The 16,160-nt window shown below is 63.7% G+C and carries 18 protein-coding genes; 8 read left to right on the top strand and 10 right to left on the bottom strand.

Annotated features, from left to right (window positions below; genetic code table 11):
* Nucleotides 1-402 carry a VOC family protein gene (locus V7E26_RS06270; protein ID WP_324414569.1) on the bottom strand — a complete coding sequence of 134 codons (402 nt, stop codon included), beginning with the start codon at nucleotides 400-402 and terminating at the stop codon, nucleotides 1-3.
* Nucleotides 403-414: 12 nt separating this feature from the next.
* Nucleotides 415-1,617: an acyl-CoA dehydrogenase family protein gene (locus V7E26_RS06275; RefSeq protein WP_324414570.1), complete on the bottom strand. Its 1,203-nt coding sequence runs from the start codon at nucleotides 1,615-1,617 to the stop codon at nucleotides 415-417.
* A 248-nt stretch (nucleotides 1,618-1,865) separates the two neighbouring features.
* Here V7E26_RS06275 and V7E26_RS06280 point away from each other — a divergent pair, with 248 nt between their 5' ends.
* Nucleotides 1,866-2,150, top strand: a complete 285-nt coding sequence (locus V7E26_RS06280) for a PilZ domain-containing protein (protein WP_324414571.1) — start codon at nucleotides 1,866-1,868, stop codon at nucleotides 2,148-2,150.
* 4 nt (nucleotides 2,151-2,154) lie between these two features.
* Here V7E26_RS06280 and V7E26_RS06285 read toward each other — a convergent pair whose 3' ends face one another.
* Nucleotides 2,155-3,123 carry a Bug family tripartite tricarboxylate transporter substrate binding protein gene (locus V7E26_RS06285; RefSeq protein ID WP_324414572.1) on the bottom strand — a complete coding sequence of 323 codons (969 nt, stop codon included), beginning with the start codon at nucleotides 3,121-3,123 and terminating at the stop codon, nucleotides 2,155-2,157.
* 86 nt (nucleotides 3,124-3,209) lie between these two features.
* Nucleotides 3,210-3,869: a DsbA family protein gene (locus V7E26_RS06290; protein ID WP_442893358.1), complete on the bottom strand. Its 660-nt coding sequence runs from the start codon at nucleotides 3,867-3,869 to the stop codon at nucleotides 3,210-3,212.
* Nucleotides 3,870-4,025: 156 nt separating this feature from the next.
* Between V7E26_RS06290 and V7E26_RS06295 the strand changes: the two genes are divergently transcribed.
* Complete coding sequence (locus tag V7E26_RS06295; RefSeq protein ID WP_324414574.1) at nucleotides 4,026-5,276, top strand: aminotransferase class III-fold pyridoxal phosphate-dependent enzyme; 1,251 nt, start codon at nucleotides 4,026-4,028, stop codon at nucleotides 5,274-5,276.
* 236 nt (nucleotides 5,277-5,512) lie between these two features.
* On the opposite strand, the gene V7E26_RS06300 is transcribed toward V7E26_RS06295, so the two are convergent.
* The 5 genes from V7E26_RS06300 to fixL form a co-directional block, all read right to left on the bottom strand.
* On the bottom strand, nucleotides 5,513-5,773 hold the full coding sequence (locus V7E26_RS06300) for a hypothetical protein (protein WP_324414575.1): 261 nt from the start codon (nucleotides 5,771-5,773) through the stop codon (nucleotides 5,513-5,515).
* 42 nt (nucleotides 5,774-5,815) lie between these two features.
* Complete coding sequence (locus tag V7E26_RS06305) at nucleotides 5,816-6,520, bottom strand: helix-turn-helix domain-containing protein (RefSeq protein ID WP_324414576.1); 705 nt, start codon at nucleotides 6,518-6,520, stop codon at nucleotides 5,816-5,818.
* Between the two features lie 122 nt (nucleotides 6,521-6,642).
* Nucleotides 6,643-7,080 carry a response regulator transcription factor gene (locus tag V7E26_RS06310; protein ID WP_324414577.1) on the bottom strand — a complete coding sequence of 146 codons (438 nt, stop codon included), beginning with the start codon at nucleotides 7,078-7,080 and terminating at the stop codon, nucleotides 6,643-6,645.
* Between the two features lie 43 nt (nucleotides 7,081-7,123).
* Nucleotides 7,124-7,741 carry a response regulator FixJ gene (fixJ, locus tag V7E26_RS06315; RefSeq protein WP_324414578.1) on the bottom strand — a complete coding sequence of 206 codons (618 nt, stop codon included), beginning with the start codon at nucleotides 7,739-7,741 and terminating at the stop codon, nucleotides 7,124-7,126.
* Nucleotides 7,725-9,266, bottom strand: coding sequence for a sensor protein FixL (fixL, locus tag V7E26_RS06320; RefSeq protein ID WP_324414579.1), 1,542 nt, complete (start codon nucleotides 9,264-9,266; stop codon nucleotides 7,725-7,727). The genes fixJ and fixL overlap by 17 nt, the downstream gene beginning before the upstream one ends.
* 279 nt (nucleotides 9,267-9,545) lie before the next feature.
* On the opposite strand from fixL, the gene V7E26_RS06325 reads away from it, so the two are divergent.
* Together V7E26_RS06325 and V7E26_RS06330 are read left to right on the top strand one after the other, a co-directional pair.
* On the top strand, nucleotides 9,546-10,373 hold the full coding sequence (locus tag V7E26_RS06325; protein WP_324414580.1) for a universal stress protein: 828 nt from the start codon (nucleotides 9,546-9,548) through the stop codon (nucleotides 10,371-10,373).
* 22 nt (nucleotides 10,374-10,395) lie between these two features.
* Nucleotides 10,396-10,821 (top strand): CBS domain-containing protein, encoded by a 426-nt coding sequence (locus V7E26_RS06330; RefSeq protein WP_324414581.1) that lies wholly within the window; start codon nucleotides 10,396-10,398, stop codon nucleotides 10,819-10,821.
* Nucleotides 10,822-10,850: 29 nt separating this feature from the next.
* Here the strand turns inward: V7E26_RS06330 and V7E26_RS06335 are convergent, their stop codons facing one another.
* On the bottom strand, nucleotides 10,851-11,573 hold the full coding sequence (locus tag V7E26_RS06335; protein WP_324414582.1) for a CBS domain-containing protein: 723 nt from the start codon (nucleotides 11,571-11,573) through the stop codon (nucleotides 10,851-10,853).
* Nucleotides 11,574-11,747: 174 nt separating this feature from the next.
* Here V7E26_RS06335 and V7E26_RS06340 point away from each other — a divergent pair, with 174 nt between their 5' ends.
* From V7E26_RS06340 to V7E26_RS06355, 4 genes are all read left to right on the top strand, one after another.
* Nucleotides 11,748-12,731: a zinc-dependent alcohol dehydrogenase family protein gene (locus V7E26_RS06340; RefSeq protein ID WP_324414583.1), complete on the top strand. Its 984-nt coding sequence runs from the start codon at nucleotides 11,748-11,750 to the stop codon at nucleotides 12,729-12,731.
* 125 nt (nucleotides 12,732-12,856) lie between these two features.
* Nucleotides 12,857-14,305, top strand: coding sequence for a bifunctional aminoglycoside phosphotransferase/ATP-binding protein (locus V7E26_RS06345; protein ID WP_324414613.1), 1,449 nt, complete (start codon nucleotides 12,857-12,859; stop codon nucleotides 14,303-14,305).
* Nucleotides 14,302-15,198: a CHAD domain-containing protein gene (locus V7E26_RS06350; RefSeq protein WP_324414584.1), complete on the top strand. Its 897-nt coding sequence runs from the start codon at nucleotides 14,302-14,304 to the stop codon at nucleotides 15,196-15,198. Before V7E26_RS06345 ends, V7E26_RS06350 begins: the two co-directional genes overlap by 4 nt.
* 128 nt (nucleotides 15,199-15,326) lie before the next feature.
* A complete protein-coding gene (locus tag V7E26_RS06355; RefSeq protein ID WP_324414585.1) occupies nucleotides 15,327-16,160 on the top strand; it encodes a universal stress protein in 834 nt (277 codons plus the stop codon).

The raw sequence follows: 16,160 nt of genomic DNA on the forward strand, positions 1-16,160 counted from the left end.
TCAGGCCTTCGGGAAATTCAGTTCGACGCCGACGCCGTCGGGGTCATAGAGGAAAAACTGGGTATCGCCGGTCCGCGGCACGATGCTCTCGCGGAATTTGATGCCCTTTGACTGCAGGCGCTTGCGCATGCCCTCGACGTCGCTTGCCGCGAAGGCGATGTGGTCGAACCTGCCGGTATCCTCGTACTTCCGCTCGGTGCCGCGCACCACGATGCCCTCGCGCGGTTTGCGCGTGCCCATCAGGTGCACCGTGGCGGTGCCGCCGGAATAGAGCCAGTAACCGGGGAAATCGAGCGGCGGCCGGTCGCCGTTCTCCAGCCCGAGCACATCGCAGTAGAAATCTTTGGAGGCCTCGAGATCGGCGGGTTCGATGGTGAAGTGCTGCAGTCCGGCAAGTCCCATGGTCGTTCTCTCCTAGACGAAGCTGAGGTCGGTCTCGACGCCCATCATCCAGGCGCCAACGGTTTCGAAATGCCTGATCTGACCCTGCAGCTGCTGCGTCACGGTATGAATGTCGCGGAAGCGGCGCTCCAGCGGATGATCCTCGAAGATCGCGGTAGCGCCGGCGGCATTGTAGGCGAAGTCGACCGCTTCACGGGCCTTGTGAATGGCGTTGGTCGAGGCCATGCGGATGTTCATGCGCTGCGCCACCGTGATCGTTGCGCCGGCCTTGAGGTCTTTCCAGGTATCGGCCATCGACTGCAGCACGTAGCCGCGGGCGGCGCGGAGATTGACCTCGGCCTGGGCGAGGTTGCTCTGAACCACGGCGTTGTCCCGCAACGACACCCTTGCGCCGCGCGGCACCTTGTTGCGCATCGTCTCGACGAAATTATCGAGCGCCGTGCGGGCGATGCCGCAGGCAACGCCGGCAAAGCCCATCTGGTAGCAGGTGTGGTTGCTCATCCGGTAGAGCGGGCCGCGCTCGCGGCATTCCCGGTCGAACTCGCGGGTGATGGAATGGTCCTCGCGCACGAAGAGATCGTTGAGCGCGAACTGGTCGCTGGCGGTGCCGCGCAGGCCAACGGTGTTCCAGATATCGGTCCACTCGACGTCTTCGGCGCGGACCAGCATGGTGCGCTCGAGCGGGACGCCGTTGACGTCCGATTTGGGCGATCCGTCAGCCGCGTAGATCGGGCAGTGTGCGCCGAGCCAGGTCGCATGCCGGCCGCCTGACGCAAATGACCAGACGCCCGTCACCCGGTAGCCACCCTCGCATTCAACCGCTCGGACCCTCGGGCCGGGCCCCCAGGCCAGCACCGCGCGCGGGTCGCCAAAAATGGCCCTCGCTACCGGCAGGCCCAGATAGGCCGCCGACATCGCGCAACCGCCGGCCTGGCTGAGGCACCAGGCCGTGGAAGCATCAGCCTTGGCAATGGTTTCGATGACGTGGAAGAATGTGATGGGGTCGGCTTCGATGCCGCCGGTCGCGCGGGGCAGCAGCAGACGGAATAACTGCGCGTCGTGCAGCTTGTCGAGCAGTGCGGGCGGCAGCCGGCGCGCGGTCTCGATGTCGTCGGAAGCTGCCGCGACATCAGCGTGGATGGCCTCGGCGCGGGCAATCACGGCCAGGTCGCCCGCGAGATCGGCAGAGTTTGCGATCGCTGTGTTCAAGGCCATGTCTGCCGGTCCGTCACATCCAGTGTGCCGCTGATTGGCGGAAAAACTATCGTGCCATCGCCGCGATCGGCAAGTGCTCGGCGACGCGGAGCACGTCTGCGCCATCGCGACTTCGTGCCGCTATGCACAATGGCGCCGGAGCCTGCTTCGGATTTCTGGTGGGGACGTTGCGGTGCACGCGCCCACTTCGTTAGGATTTTGCGATAGCTTGCGAGTTCAGGGGATCGATCCGGGACAGGACGCGCAGGATGCAAGAGAAGCGAAAATATCCGCGAACGGAGGTCGAGGAAGCAGCCTATGTTTCGTCGCAAGGTTCCGTGATGCCGTGCGTGGTGCGGAACATCTCGCGCGAGGGAGCCGCGATCGACGTGGAGAATCCGGCGTTCGTCCCGCAGCAATTTCGCCTGGTGATGGCAAAGGATTCTTCGATTGTTCATCAGTGCAGGATCGCCTGGATCCAGAAGAACCGTGTCGGGCTGACCTTCGTGAAGACAGACGAGATCGCCGAAGCGCCGGCAAGCCCCGGTCGCTGAGCCGCTATTCGATCCGCAGCTTGGCGTCGCGCACGACCTTGCCCCACTTGTCCATCTCCAGCTTGATCCGCGCACCAAACTCATCCGGTGTGTTCGCAACCGCCCTGAATCCAAGCGTCGTGAGACGTTCCTTGACATCAGGCTGGGCCACGATGGCCGCAATCTCGCGATAAAGCAGATCGACGATAGCCTTTGGCGTTCCGGCCGGCGCAACAATCCCGGTGAGCGTGTCGGCCTCCTGATCTTTTATCCGCTGTTCGGCAAAGGTTGGCACGTCGGGCATGCCTGCGACACGCTCGCTCGATGCCACGCCGAGCGCTCGCAATTGCCCGCTCTGCACCGCTGATAGTGCAGGCGGCAGCGCCGTGAAGGCGATCGGCGTGTGGCCGCCCACCGTCGCCTGGATCGCCGGGGCAGCGCCGGTGAAGGGCACGTGCACGAGATCCAGCTTGAAGGCGAGGCGAAACAACTCGCCGCCGAGATGCGGCGTCGATCCGACGCCGGGACCTGCGAAGCTGTATTTGCCGGGATTGTCGCGAATGAGCTGCACCAGTTCGGGCAACGTCTTGGCGGGCACCTGCGGATTGACCACCACGACATTCGGCGAGACCGCCACCAGTGTCACCGGCGTAAAATCCTTGACCGGATCGTACGGCACCTTGGCATAGAGGCTGGGATTGACGACGAAGCCGGTGCTGATGACCATGATGGTGTAGCCGTCCGGCGTTACGCGGGCGACCTGGCCGGCTGCCGTGTTGCCGCCGGCGCCGCCGACGTTTTCCACGAAGAACTGGTGGCCGAATTTATCCGATAGATTTTGTGCCACGATGCGGGCGATGGCGTCGGTCGGTCCGCCGGCGGGGAAGCCGACCACGACGCGCACCGGCCTGCTCGGATAGTCTTGCGCCCATAGTGCCGCTACTCCGGACAGCAGCCATGCCGCTGCCAATACTACGCGTAAAGCTGCGGCCATGGCGTTCTCCCCTATGTGTTTGTTGGGACCATCATCGACGAGACCGAGACGTCCGACAAGAGGGGGAGTGCGAAGGCGCGGGGCGCCTATTTGAGGAGCGGCTTGATCCGTTCTTCCAGTTCCTCGTAGGTCATCGAGCCCTGAAGCCGGAAGCCGTTGACGAAAAACGTCGGCGTTGCCGCGATCTTCAATTCGCGGACGGCGTATTGCTGGTCGGCGTTCAGTTTATTGAATTGCGCCTGGTCTTCCTCGCAGGTCTTGACGTCCTGCTCGCTCATGCCGTGCTGCTTTCCGACATAGAGCAACGTGTTCTTGGTGTACATCATCAGCTGCTCCTGCAGCTTGAATATCATCTCGACGGCGCCGAGGTATTTTTCGGAATCGCCGTTGCCGATGCAGCGCGCCAGGATCGACGCTGCGGCAGCCTTGATGTCGAGCGGAAACTCGCGGAACACGAAGCGGACCTTGCCGGTATCGATATAGTTCGACCGCAGCATCGGGAACACGTTCTGGCCAAAGGCTGCGCAATGCGGGCAGCTCATCGACGAATATTCGGTGATGGTAACCGGCGCCGTCGGCGATCCGATTGCAATATCCGGCAGTGAAACCGGTTTCGCCACCGCTTCGGCAAGCGCGCTTTGGGCGCGGGCGGTGCCTGCAACGACCGACGATGCGACCGCGAGGAGCAGGGCAAGAGCGATGGATCGGCGAACGTTCAACGGATACTCCGAAGGGATTGCGGACATGCGAGCCAAGGCTGCCGGCTATCGGTCGTTCTAACGGTTTCCGGCAGCAAAAGCCACCTGACCTGACGACTGCCGCAGTTGACCCCGTTTGCTCTGCGATCCAATCATGGACGACAGAAACAAGAACGCCGTTTGAAAAGCGAACAAGAGAACATCATGACCCAGCACACGATGCCGTCGAGCGAAACACGGTCAGCCGATGCCATGTTGCGTGCCAGAGCCCGGCTGGTCGTTCCCGGCGGCATGTGGGGACATCTCAACGCCGCGCGGCTTCCGGACGGCTATCCGCAGTTCTTCGCCTCGGCGGAGGGTTGCCGCGTGCGCGACGTCGACGGGCGCGAATACATCGACTTCATGTGCAGCTGGGGTCCCATCCTGCTCGGCCATCGTCATCCCGAGGTGCAGGCCGCGGCCGATGCGCAGGCGGCCAAGGGAGACTGCCTCAACGGCCCCGGCGAGGTGATGGTAGATCTCGCCGAGGAGCTCGTGGCCATGCTGCCGCATGCCGATTGGGCGATGTTTCAGAAGAACGGCGGCGACGCCACCACGAGCTGCGTGACGATCGCGCGTGCCGGCACCGGACGGCGCAAGGTGCTGGTCGCGCGCGGCAGCTATCATGGCGCGCTGCCCTGGTGCTCGCCGAGCGTTGCCGGCGTGACGGCCGAGGACCGCGCGCATCTGCTGCACTTCGAGTACAATGATGTGCAGAGCCTGCAGGCGGCTGTCGAGGAAGCGGGCGGCGATCTCGCTGCGATCCTGGTGACGGCCTTCCGCCACGACATGGGGCGCGATCTCGAGGTGCCGACAAGGCCATTCGCCGAGGCCGCACGCGCCGCATGTGATGCTAACGACGCCGCTCTCATCATCGATGAAGTCCGCGCCGGACTGCGCCTCGATATCAGGGGAAGCTGGGAAGTGCTCGGCGTGCGCCCGGACCTGTGCGCCTGGAGCAAGGCGATCGCCAACGGCTACGCGCTGGCTGCCATCACCGGCAACGATCGTTTCCGCGAAGCTGCGGCCAGGATATTCGTCACCGGATCGTTCTGGTGCGGCACGGTCGCCATGGCCGCGGCGCAAGCGACGTTGCGGATCGCGCGCGAGACTGACGTGACGAGTCATGTCCGCGCGATGGGTGAGCGGTTGCGCGATGGATTGGCTGTTCTTGCCAACCAGCATGGCATCGCAGTTCGCCAGAGCGGTCCGCCGCAGATGCCCTTGATGCTGTTCGAGTCGGACACGGAGGTGCGAAAGGGACGCGCGTTCTGTTCGGCTGCACTACGCCACGGGGCGTTCTTTCATCCCCAGCACAACATGTTCCTGTCCGCCGCCCACCGCCCAGCCGATATCGACGAAGCCCTGCAGGCGGCCTCGCACGGCTTCAAGGCGGTCCTCGAACTGGACCCCTGAGAACTTTCGCGGCCAATAAAAATGCCCCGCAACGCGGTCATCGACCGTGTCGGCGGGGCAGTCTTAGGAGAAAACGGCGAGATCGCCGAATGATGATGCGGACATCAACATTTGAGATCATGTAGCCTTGCGTTGCTGTCAGCATTGACCTGAATCAAATGCCGCAAGGCCTTTTGGGGAAAGCCGCATGCGGCTGAATTTTCAGCCCGCGAGGCGTGATTCACCGCGTCGTCAATTCAGTCCGCGACGCGGTTCCAGGTGTGCTTGCAAGGGGCGGACGATTGGCTCGCCGGATGTTCGAATTCGTGCTGACCGGTGAGGTGCATGACCTCGACGCAGTCGGCGTTGAGGCGCTCGTTGTCGACCAGCCGCTCCGCGAGAACCAGCGCCTGGGAAGGCCCGGTCGACTGAACGTCGATCTGGCGCTGCAGGCACTTGAAACTATGGCCGTCGGAATTGCAGAGATCCTTGTAGAAGGAGACGCGATAGCTGTTCATCTTGCCCTCCCATCCTTCAGGCATCTGGTCACAAGCTTACTTTCAGGCGTCCATGTCTGCCAGCCGCTGGCGGTTCCTCAGCACGATTTGACGGGCGCTCGACAGCACCAGGACACCCTGGTCGCTGAGCTGCGAAAGTGCACGCGAAACGGTTTCCAGCGTCAGGCCGAGATAGTCGCCGATATCGCGGCGGCACATCGGAAGCCCCATCATTCCCGCCTTCGCGAGCCGGCGGTCCATTTCGAGCAGAAAAGTCGCGACCTTTTCCATCGCGGTCTTGCGGCCCAGAAGCAACATGTGATCTTCGGCGTGCCGGAGGCCGTCTGCGGTCAGGGTCCAGAGGTTGTGGGCGACCTGAACGTTCGATCCGGCGGCGGCTTCGAGGCCGCGACGCTTCACCAGGCGGACGGTCGTGTCGGTGATCGCTTCAGCGGTCAGGCGATGGATCGAACCGGCATCGAGGCCGAACACGTCGCCTGGCAGATGGAACGCGCCGATCTGGCGCCGTCCGTCGCTGAGAAGCTTGTAGGTGCGAACCGCACCCCGCACCACCTGATAGACATATTCGGTGGCCTCGCCCTCGCCGTAGATTTCCTCGTCCTTGCGGTAGGTGAACTCGGTGGCGATCACGCCTGCACAGTTCGCGATCACGCTGAACTGGTCGACGACCGGCACGCTCTGGGCGCGCGGGGCAGGGAATACCTTAGGTGCCTGGACTGCCGTGGGGGTGATCGTCTGGGTGTGCATTTGCCATCTCCTCGATGCGGGATGGCGTTGGTTTAACTGGGATTTTTGGAACCCGATATTTCGGTCGATATCCTAGGGATGATCCCCTACGGGGTTCTACGGAGGTGAAGTCGCCCGCTGCTTCAGAGCCGAGGCGCCGCAGGTGATTTATCGATCGCGTTTCGAACGCAATCGACCAGGTTACTTTCGAGATTGGGCTTCAAAAGTACCTCAAGCACGCCGGCCGAGCTTGCCTTGGCGGTGATTTTTTCGTCCGGATAACCCGTGATCAGAATGATAGGGGTGGAAACCTCGAGCCGTCGCAGCCGCTGGGCCAGTTCCAAGCCATCGAGGTCCGCCATCTTGTAGTCAACCACAAGACAATCGGCGTGATTGCGGGTGGCTGATCCCAATAGCGCGACCCCGCTGCGGAACGTGCGGACATCGAATCCCTCGGTCTCCAGCAAAAAGCGCAGCGATGTCCGGACGTCGTAATCGTCATCGACGACATAGATCATCGATTTCCTGGGCGGAACCCCAGGGCCGGACTCGCCGGAGGGGGTTTTTTGGGTGTCAATCATTCCGACAAAATAGACGTTTTGCCGGCGGCCGAATTGACGTGGCTCAATCTTCAACGATACCGGCCCGGATCGCGAACCGCACCAGTTCGGAAAGGTTACCGGCCTGCATCTTGGTCATCACGTTCGCCCGGTAGACCTCCACGGTGCGCGGGCTGATGTCGTATTCCCGTGCGATGGCCTTGTTCGATTGCCCCGTCACCAGGCCCTGCATGACCTGACGTTCGCGCTGGGTAAGGCTGGCGACACGGGCTGCCATATCGGCCGACGCGGCCTCGCTTTTCGAGCCGGTCTCGTGTTCCGCGAGCGCCCCTTGCACCATGCCGATCAGCCGCTCGTCGTCGAACGGCTTTTCGAGGAAGTCGAGCGCCCCGAGTTTCATCGCTTCAACGGCGAGGGGGACGTCACCATGGCCAGTCATCACGATCACCGGAAGCTTTCGCGGCCCGGAATTCAACCGCCGCAGCAGTTCCATGCCGTCGATGCCGGGCATGCGCACGTCCGTGACCACGCAGCCGGGCTCCAGGTCGGCAACCTCGTTCAGAAATGCCTGCGCCGTCTCGAACAGGCGCACGTTGAGGCCGGCCGAGCCCAGCAGGAAATCCAGCGAATCACGCATCGCCGGATCGTCGTCGATGACATAGACTTTAGCGCTCGGCGGCATCGGTCGTATCCCTGGCATGTGCAACGGGCAGCGTGAAGCGGAAGGTCGCGCCCCCGGACCTGTTGGTTTCCGCCCACATCCGCCCGCCGTGGCTTTCGATGATGGTGCGGCTGATGGAGAGGCCGACGCCCATGCCGGCCTCCTTGGTCGTGAAAAACGGCCGGAACAGGCGTGCCAGCGCATCGCCTGCAAAGCCGGGTCCGGTGTCGGACACCGCAACCTCGATCATGTCGTCCGCGGCCCTGATGTTTGAGGCAATCAACTCGCGGTGCTTCGAGGTCGCCATCGCTTCCAGCGCATTGCGGAACAGATTGACCAGGACCTGCTGAATCTGGACCCTGTCGGCCAGCACCTGGTCGCAGGTCGGATCGAGGTTGAAGCGCAGGTACACTCCCTGTTCGCGGGCGCCGGTGAGCCCCAGCGCGCCGGCCTCTTCGATCATCTTCGACAGGCTTTCGACGCGCTTCTCCGATGCGTCGCGGGCGACGAAATCGCGCAATCGCCTGATGATGTCGCCGGCGCGGATCGCCTGCTCGGCGGCGCGATCGAGCGCCGCTTCGATCTTCGGCGCGTTGGCATCGGTGCTGCCGGCCAGCAGGCGGCGCGAACCCTTCATGTAATTGCTGATCGCCGACAAGGGTTGATTGAGTTCGTGGGCGAGAGCGGAGGCCATCTCCCCCATCGCGGTGAGACGGGAGACATGGACCAGTTCGGACTGCAATTCCTGGAGTCGCGCCTGGGTCTGCTGTTGTTCGGTGAGATCGCGGACAAAGCCGGTAAAGAAGGGTTTTCCCCCGGATTGCATTTCGCCGATGGTGAGGTGCATCGGAAAGGTGGTGCCGTCCTTGCGCATGCCGGTGACGATGCGCCCGATGCCGATGATGCGTCGTTCACCCGTCTTCAGGTAGCGTGCGATATAGCCGTCATGACGGCTGCGGTCCGGCTCCGGCATCAGTGCGCTGATGTTTTTCCCGATCGCCTCGGATTCGCTGTAGCCGAACTGACGGGCGGCGGCGATCGAGAAGAATTGCATGATGCCGTGCTCGTCGATCACGATCATCGCATCCGGAATCGTATCCAGGATGGAGCGAAAGTGCCGTTCGCGCATCCCGACCGTTTCCTCGAGGCGTTTCTCGCGGTTGATGTCGAGCATGATGCCGCTGAGGCGGACAGGCGCGCCATCCGGGCCGTGGATGGTCGTGCCGAGCGCGCGCACCCAGTGGCCGTCTTCCGACTGCCGGCTTATCCGGTACTGAATGTCGAAACTGCAGCCGGTATCGAACGACCGCTGCACGGCCTGTGCCGTGCGATCGCGATCCTGCGCGTCGAGCAGTGACAGAAACAGGTCGTAGTCGACGGGCGTGTCCGGCTCGACGCCGAAGAGCTTGCGGGCGGCGCTCGACCAACTCAGCCTCCTGGTCGACAATTCGAGATCCCAGGCCCCGACGCCGGACCCCTCCGCACCGCTGCGGGCGTTCTGATCGAGCGGATCTTGATCCTGGAAAAGTCGGTCGGCGTCGATCATGCTTCGCTTCTGGGCTGCGGTACCTACCAGATAGCGCATTCGGTCGGGCCTGTGAAATGGCCGGGAAAACGAATCATAGAGCCATCATATCTATTTGATACTAAATACAATTTACCGTGCCGCGCGTTCCGCCGAAATTCGCGCCAGACCCCAACGGCCGATGTCCGAAAGACCCGGCGGAGAAACTTGATCTAGGTCAGCTTCGAATCCGGACCCTGCATCTAGGATGACTTTGTGCAGGCAAGACCCTCGCAATATCCGTCCCGTTGGAGCACTTCCATGGACTACAAGACCATCATGGTCGGTCTGGCGCTGGACCGGCCCAACGACGCCATCCTCAAGGTGGCCGGCGACCTCGCCGAGCGGTTCGGCGCCCGGATCATCGGCGTCGCCGCCTCGGATATCAGGCCGCCGATGTATTTCGCGGACGGCGATTTTGCGCAAAAGCTGCTCGATCAGGAAGCCAGCGCCATCGAGAGCCGTCTTTCGGAACTCGAAGCGGAGTTTCATGCCGCGGTCGGAAAACGCGCGGCGGCGGTGGAATGGCGCGCTGCCCGCACGCTCTCGGTCCCCTACGTGCTGCAGCAGGCAAGGGCCGCCGACCTGCTGGTGGTCGGTGCGCGCTCGGAAACCCTGGTCGATCCCAATGCGGCGCCCGATCCGAGCGACCTGGTGATGCAGGCGGGCAGGCCGCTCATCGTGGTCCCGCCCACGAACGAATGGCTCGATCTGAGAAGCGTTCTGGTCGCCTGGAAGGACGTGCGGGAAGCGCGGCGGGCCGTGTTCGACGCATTGCCGATCCTGGCGGCGGCCAAGGAAGTTACAATCGCCGAAATCGCCGAACAGGACGGTCACCGGGCGGACGCGCTGTGGCATGTCGTCGACGTGGCGGCCTGGCTGCGCGGCCACGGCATTGCCGCGAACACCATCGTTCCCGACAGGGTCGGCCGCGTGACCGAACAGATCGAGCAGATCGCGTCCAACATCGGCGCAGGTGTCGTGATCGCCGGCGCTTACGGTCACTCGCGATTCCGCGAGTGGGTGCTCAGCGGCGTGACGCGCCACCTCGCAACTGAATCGCGCCGCTGCGCGTTCCTGTCCCGGTAGAACTCAATAGCGAGGGCTCCCCGTGCATAAATTTCTCGAAGCGACCGCCGGACAATACATGACGCGCGATGTGAAGACGGTCACTCGCGACACCACCATGCGCCAACTGCACAGCATGTTCGAAGCTGATGACTTCAACTGCTACCCGGTGCGGGAAGGCGACGACATCGTCGGTGTGGTCAGCCATTTCGATTTCCTGAAATGCTTTGCGTTCAACCCCGGCCGCATGGTGCCGGCGTATGACGACCTGATGTCACGAATGGTGGTTGACGTGATGACGCCGGAATTCATCTATGTCGATCCGGCCACCAAGTTGACCCGCGTGCTGCAGCTCATGGTGGACCATCGAATGAAGAGCCTGCCGGTGCTGGATGCCGAACAACGCCTGGTCGGAGTCATCGCGCGCCAGGACATCATGCGCGCACTGGCCGACAGCGCGCGCCCATAGCGGCGCATTTCTCAGGGACGGCGGCTGCCTTAGCCGGCCTTTGCCATCTCGATGTCCTCGGGCGATTTCAGGAACATCCCGGACATCGTGTCGACCCAGCACAGGTGGTCGTGAACCTTGTTCACGCCGGCGACGTTCTGCGCAGCCACCACCGCGGCCTGCCGCGAACGTTCATCGGTAATCACGCCACTCAGATGGACGATGCCGTCGCGAACGATCACGTTCAGCCCGAACGGGCTCCAATCGTGGTTGTCGACCGCGGCGATGACGCGGCTGCGAATATGGTCGTCATCGGCCGTCGGGTCGGGGATCTCCCGCGCAAGGCTGGCGACCGCCTGCATCAGATTGGCCCGCGACACCAGGCCGACGAGCTTGTTGCCGCGCATCACCGGCAGACGCTTGACGCCGTTGGTCTCCATCGCATCGACGATCTGTTCCAGCGACGCGTCTTCAGTGACGGTGACGGGATCGCCGGTCATGACGTCAGAGACCTTGCGGCCATGCTCCTGGACGTAATCGACGGCGGTATCGCCCAGCAGGAATTTCAGCCAGCGGCCGCGGTTGCGCTTGGTCCCGATTTCACTGCGGCGGATGAAGTCGCCTTCCGAGACGATGCCGACGAGCGCGCCGGCGGCATCGACAACCGGAAGCCCGCTGACATGATGCCGCAGCATGGTGTTGGCGGCCTCGAGAATGGTGGCATCGGGCATGATCGTGATGACGGAGCGGGTCATGATCTGGTGGGCGCGCATGTGGCGATCTCCTGTTCCATGCCGTCAAGAAATGGCAGTGCGCGACGGCTGGCGCAGCGCTGCCGAGGTACGATGTTAGTAGGACAGGTCTGCTTCGGGGCGATTGACAGGGATCAAACGGCGCTCATCCGCATCGGATAGGCTGCACACGCTTGCGTGAGGATATCGGACGAAATGCATGCCATGGTCCTGACAGCGCCCGGCGCGCCGCTGCGGCTTGAGCAGCGGGACGATCCGGTACCCGGTCCGGGCGACCTGCGGGTCAAGGTGAGCGCCTGCGGGGTATGCCGCACCGACCTCCATGTCGTCGACGGCGAACTGCCTGACATCGCCTATCCCATCATTCCGGGGCACGAGGTGGTCGGCCGGGTGGAGGCGTTCGGTGCCGGCGTCACGTCGCTGAATGTCGGCGATCGCGTCGGCATTCCCTGGCTCGGTTACACCTGCGGTGAATGCGCCTATTGCCGGGGAGGACAGGAAAACCTCTGCGACCGGCCGCGTTTCACCGGCTATACACGCGACGGCGGCTTTGCCACGCATCTCGTCGCCGACGCCCGCTATTGCTTTCCGCTCGGTGAAGCCGGCGACGACGTCGCCATCGCGCCGCTGCTTTGCGCAGGCTTGATCGGCTGGCGCTCGCTGGTCATGGCCGGGCAAGGCAGGCACCTCGGCATCTTCGGCTTTGGTGCGGCCGGCCATATCATCGCCCAGGTCGCCCGCTGGCAGGGGCGTTTGGTTTATGCATTCACCCGCGAAGGCGATGTCGAGGCGCAACGTCTTGCTAAATCGCTCGGCGCGGAATGGGCTGGTGCATCGCAGGAACAAGCCCCGGTACCGCTGGACGCCGCGATCATATTCGCGCCCGTAGGCGGTCTCGTTCCGCTGGCGCTACGAGCCGTGCGGAAAGGCGGCCGCGTGGTCTGTGCCGGCATTCACATGTCGGACATTCCTTCCTTTCCCTACAGCATTCTCTGGCAGGAACGGCAGCTGGTATCGGTCGCCAACCTGACGCGCAACGACGGCATCGAGTTCTTCAGGGTTGCCGCGCAATCCGGCATCAGGACGCACACCAGCGTATTTCCGTTGCGGGAAGCCAATGGGGTCCTCTCGAGATTGCGGGCCGGGCAGATCACCGGCGCTGCCGTGCTGCAACCATGACCGCTCGATCGTCCGCCGAGACTGATGTCACCGATGCTGGCCTGCAGCGGCAGGTACTCGCTTTCCTCGATGGTTCGAGCTTCGGCGCGGCCAACGGCGGCAAGCGGATCGACACCCACGCCTCCATGGTGTTTCTCGGCGCCGAGCGGGTACTGAAGATCAAGCGCGCCGTGCGGCTGCCGTTCCTCGATTATTCGACACTTGAGAAACGCAGGCAGGCCTGCGAGGAAGAACTGCGGGTCAACGCCGGCAATGCCCCCGAGCTCTACCGCCGCGTTGTCGCCATCACGCGCAATTCCGCCGGCGTCTTTGAAATTGACGGCGCCGGCACGCCCGTTGAATGGGCGGTGGAAATGACGCGGTTCGACGAAAGTCAGTCGCTCGACCGGCTCGCGGCATCGAAGGTGATCGATCCGTCGCTCGCGACGGCGCTGGCCGACGCGATTCTCCGATCGCACGAGCGGGCGCCACCCGCAGATGGCGAAAGCTGGCTCGGCTCGATCCTGCCGATCATCGAGCGCAATACCGCAAAGTTTCGCGCCGTTCCCGAACTTGATGCTGCTGCGGTCGATCAACTGGACGCCGCCAGCCGTGACTACGTAGCGGCGCTGCAGCCACTGCTCAAGCAGCGTGCCGAGCAGGGGTTCGTGCGCCGGTGCCATGGCGATCTGCACCTCGCGAACATCGCATTGGTCGACGGTCGGCCGCTGCTGTTCGATGCCATCGAATTCGATCCCGTCATCGCCACCACCGACGTCTTCTACGACCTCACGTTCACGCTGATGGATCTCGCCCACTTCGATCAGGGAACGGCGGCGAATGAAGTGTTCAATCGCTACCTCACGGGGGCAGGAGAGGAGAGTCTCGATGGTCTCCGCCTGCTGCCGTTGTTCTCATCGATACGGGCGGCGATCCGGGCGCATGTGCTGATTGTAAAGGCCGAAAGTGCCGGAGACGGCGAGGACGCCCGGCGGGAGGCGATGCGGTATTTCGATCTGGCAAACCGCCTCATCCGGTCCGAGCCGCCGCTGCTGGTCGCCATCGGCGGGCTGTCCGGGACCGGCAAATCGGTGCTCGCACGCGGGCTCGCGGGTCTCGTCGAGCCGCCGCCCGGGGCTGTCATCGTCCGCTCGGACGTCGTTCGCAAGCACCTGTTCGGCGCCCACGAAACCACGAGCCTGCCGGAATCCGCCTATCGATCCGATACTTCCAGCAAGGTATATGACGTTCTTTCGCGTACCGCTCAGCGCGTCCTCGCCCAGGGCTGCTCGGTCGTGCTCGACGCCGCCTATTTGCAGGAGACCGAACGGACGGAAATCGCCGATATGGCTGCCCGGCACGGAACACGCTTTCTCGGCCTGTTTCTGACGGCCGATCTCGCAACGCGGCTGGCACGGATCGAACTGCGCCGGGATGACGCATCCGACGCGACACGGGACGTCGCCCTGAAGCAGGAAAACATGGCAATCGGCGTGGTAGACTGGCACATGATCGACGCCTCGGGAACGCAGGATCAGTCGCTGCGCAATGCCAGCGTTTTCCTGGGCGGGGCGTCGCGGGGGCGCGGGGGATGAAAACCGTTCCGACCAGTACGTCAGCGAGGCGCAAGGCCGCCGCGGCTACGAAGCTCGACTGTGTGACGGCGTTCCAGGCGATCGCGCTCGACTGCGTCGCGGCCATCGAGGGCCATCACAGCAGCGCATGCGCCGGCGACGTCGAGGCTGTGCATCAGATCCGGATTGCGATCACGCGGCTGCGCGCCGCCGTGATGCTGTTCGCGCCCATCGTCGTCGATGAGGAATGGCCTCGCCTGAAAGAGGAAATCGCATGGCTGAACGGCGCGCTCGGCGCCGCCCGCGACAGCGATGTCGCCCTGGAATATGCCCGCCGCAAGGAGTACCGCGCCTGGGCACGGTGCATGATCGGCGAGCGCCTCGAACAACAGCAGGTGCGAAACCATCGCCGCCTGGTGCGCTGCCTGCGTTCACCGCGGACCCAACGCTTGCTGGCGGCACTGGCACGCTGGATCAGGCAAGGACCGTGGCTCGAACGCTGCCGGCGGAGCAGCCAAATGTCCCTGCACACGTATAGTGCGCGGGAACTGGACCGCTGGCACAAGCGATTGATCCGCAAGGGCCGCCATCTAAAGAAGTTGGCGGCCGCGCCCCGGCACCGGCTGCGGATCAAGGCCAAGCGCTTCCGCTACATGCTGGAAGCACTGAAGGAATCCGGTGCCCTGCGAGGACAGCGCGAATGGCAGCAATTGCATCGGCCAGCCAAGCGGCTGCAGCGCACCCTGGGCGATCTCCGCGATCTCGAGCGCTTCGCCGACCTTGCCGACCGATCCTTGGCTGAAAGCGGCAAGCACGCCGCCAAGCACCCGCCGGGCTTTCGCCAGCGGACTGAAAAGTTGCTCGACGCCGCCAGCGCCGCCCACCGCGATCTCAGGCACGCCGGAATAGACTGACTCGCTTTTTGGCCGGGCAATGTCCGGGGCTTGATGTGCGTCAACTTCGGTCAGCCGTGTCTGCGTTACGTTTGCAGGTAATCCGGGAAGGGATCCCAAGTCCCGGGCAAAGATATGGGAGAATGGCGATGTTCAGGAACATACTGGTTCATATTCCCTCCGAACGTCCGGTCAGGCCGGTCGTTGATGTCGCGGTCGCGCTGACCATCGCGCGCCGCTCGCACCTCGATGCGATATCCATCGGCTATGAATCGCTGAGCGCCGCCGGCATGATCGTCGATGGCGGGGGCGCTGCCGTCGCCGCCGTGCTGGGAGCCGAACAGGAGCGGGCCCAGGAGAGGGCGAATGCCGCGATCGCCGTGTTTGAGAGCGAGGCCAAGCTCGCCAAAATCGCCTATGGCACCCGGACGATCGCCGCAATTCCCGCCGAAGCCGGCCAGAGCATCAGCGCGCTCGCACGGCTGTACGACATGACGATCGTGCAGCAGCCGGAGTCCGCGACAGCGAGCTACGACAATGAAATTCCGCAGCAGATCCTGTTCAACTCGGGCGGCCCGGTGCTGATGGTTCCCTACATCCACAAGGGGCCGCTCGACGCCCACCATGTCGGCATCGCCTGGGACGGCAGCCGGCTGGCCGCCCGCGCGTTACGCGACGCGATGCCGTTTCTGATGGGCGCGAAGGCCGTGACCGTGATCGCAGTCAATGAAGAGGCAAGCGAGGCCTCGTCCGATCAGATCGTCGCGCATCTTGGGCGACGCGGCATCGCGGCCCGGGCACAACGGCTGACCACCGACCACGGCCAGGTTCAGGGCGCCATCCTGTCGATCGCGGCCGAAAGCAGCATGGGACTGCTGGTGATGGGCGGATACGGCCATTCCCGGCTGCACGAGCGCATCCTTGGCGGTGTCACGCGCAGCATGTTCGACAGCATGACCGTGCCGGTGCTGATGTCGCATTGA

The organism is Bradyrhizobium sp., from assembly GCF_036735945.1.
Taxonomy (GTDB): Bacteria; Pseudomonadota; Alphaproteobacteria; order Rhizobiales; family Xanthobacteraceae; genus Bradyrhizobium.

Excerpts from the sequence above, each read along its gene's own strand:
- V7E26_RS06300 (WP_324414575.1), bottom strand. The coding sequence starts at position 5,773 with ATGAACAGCTATCGCGTCTCCTTCTACAAGGATCTCTGCAATTCCGAC.
- V7E26_RS06345 (WP_324414613.1), top strand. The coding sequence starts at position 12,857 with ATGGTGTTTCTCGGCGCCGAGCGGGTACTGAAGATCAAGCGCGCCGTG.
- V7E26_RS06275 (WP_324414570.1), bottom strand. The coding sequence starts at position 1,617 with ATGGCCTTGAACACAGCGATCGCAAACTCTGCCGATCTCGCGGGCGAC.
- V7E26_RS06295 (WP_324414574.1), top strand. The coding sequence starts at position 4,026 with ATGACCCAGCACACGATGCCGTCGAGCGAAACACGGTCAGCCGATGCC.
- fixL (WP_324414579.1), bottom strand. The coding sequence starts at position 9,266 with ATGATCGACGCCGACCGACTTTTCCAGGATCAAGATCCGCTCGATCAG.
- V7E26_RS06290 (WP_442893358.1), bottom strand. The coding sequence starts at position 3,869 with ATGTCCGCAATCCCTTCGGAGTATCCGTTGAACGTTCGCCGATCCATC.
- V7E26_RS06310 (WP_324414577.1), bottom strand. The coding sequence starts at position 7,080 with ATGATTGACACCCAAAAAACCCCCTCCGGCGAGTCCGGCCCTGGGGTT.
- V7E26_RS06355 (WP_324414585.1), top strand. The coding sequence starts at position 15,327 with ATGTTCAGGAACATACTGGTTCATATTCCCTCCGAACGTCCGGTCAGG.
- V7E26_RS06285 (WP_324414572.1), bottom strand. The coding sequence starts at position 3,123 with ATGGCCGCAGCTTTACGCGTAGTATTGGCAGCGGCATGGCTGCTGTCC.
- V7E26_RS06335 (WP_324414582.1), bottom strand. The coding sequence starts at position 11,573 with ATGCGCGCCCACCAGATCATGACCCGCTCCGTCATCACGATCATGCCC.
- V7E26_RS06325 (WP_324414580.1), top strand. The coding sequence starts at position 9,546 with ATGGACTACAAGACCATCATGGTCGGTCTGGCGCTGGACCGGCCCAAC.
- V7E26_RS06340 (WP_324414583.1), top strand. The coding sequence starts at position 11,748 with ATGCATGCCATGGTCCTGACAGCGCCCGGCGCGCCGCTGCGGCTTGAG.
- V7E26_RS06280 (WP_324414571.1), top strand. The coding sequence starts at position 1,866 with ATGCAAGAGAAGCGAAAATATCCGCGAACGGAGGTCGAGGAAGCAGCC.
- V7E26_RS06350 (WP_324414584.1), top strand. The coding sequence starts at position 14,302 with ATGAAAACCGTTCCGACCAGTACGTCAGCGAGGCGCAAGGCCGCCGCG.
- V7E26_RS06305 (WP_324414576.1), bottom strand. The coding sequence starts at position 6,520 with ATGCACACCCAGACGATCACCCCCACGGCAGTCCAGGCACCTAAGGTA.
- V7E26_RS06270 (WP_324414569.1), bottom strand. The coding sequence starts at position 402 with ATGGGACTTGCCGGACTGCAGCACTTCACCATCGAACCCGCCGATCTC.
- fixJ (WP_324414578.1), bottom strand. The coding sequence starts at position 7,741 with ATGCCGCCGAGCGCTAAAGTCTATGTCATCGACGACGATCCGGCGATG.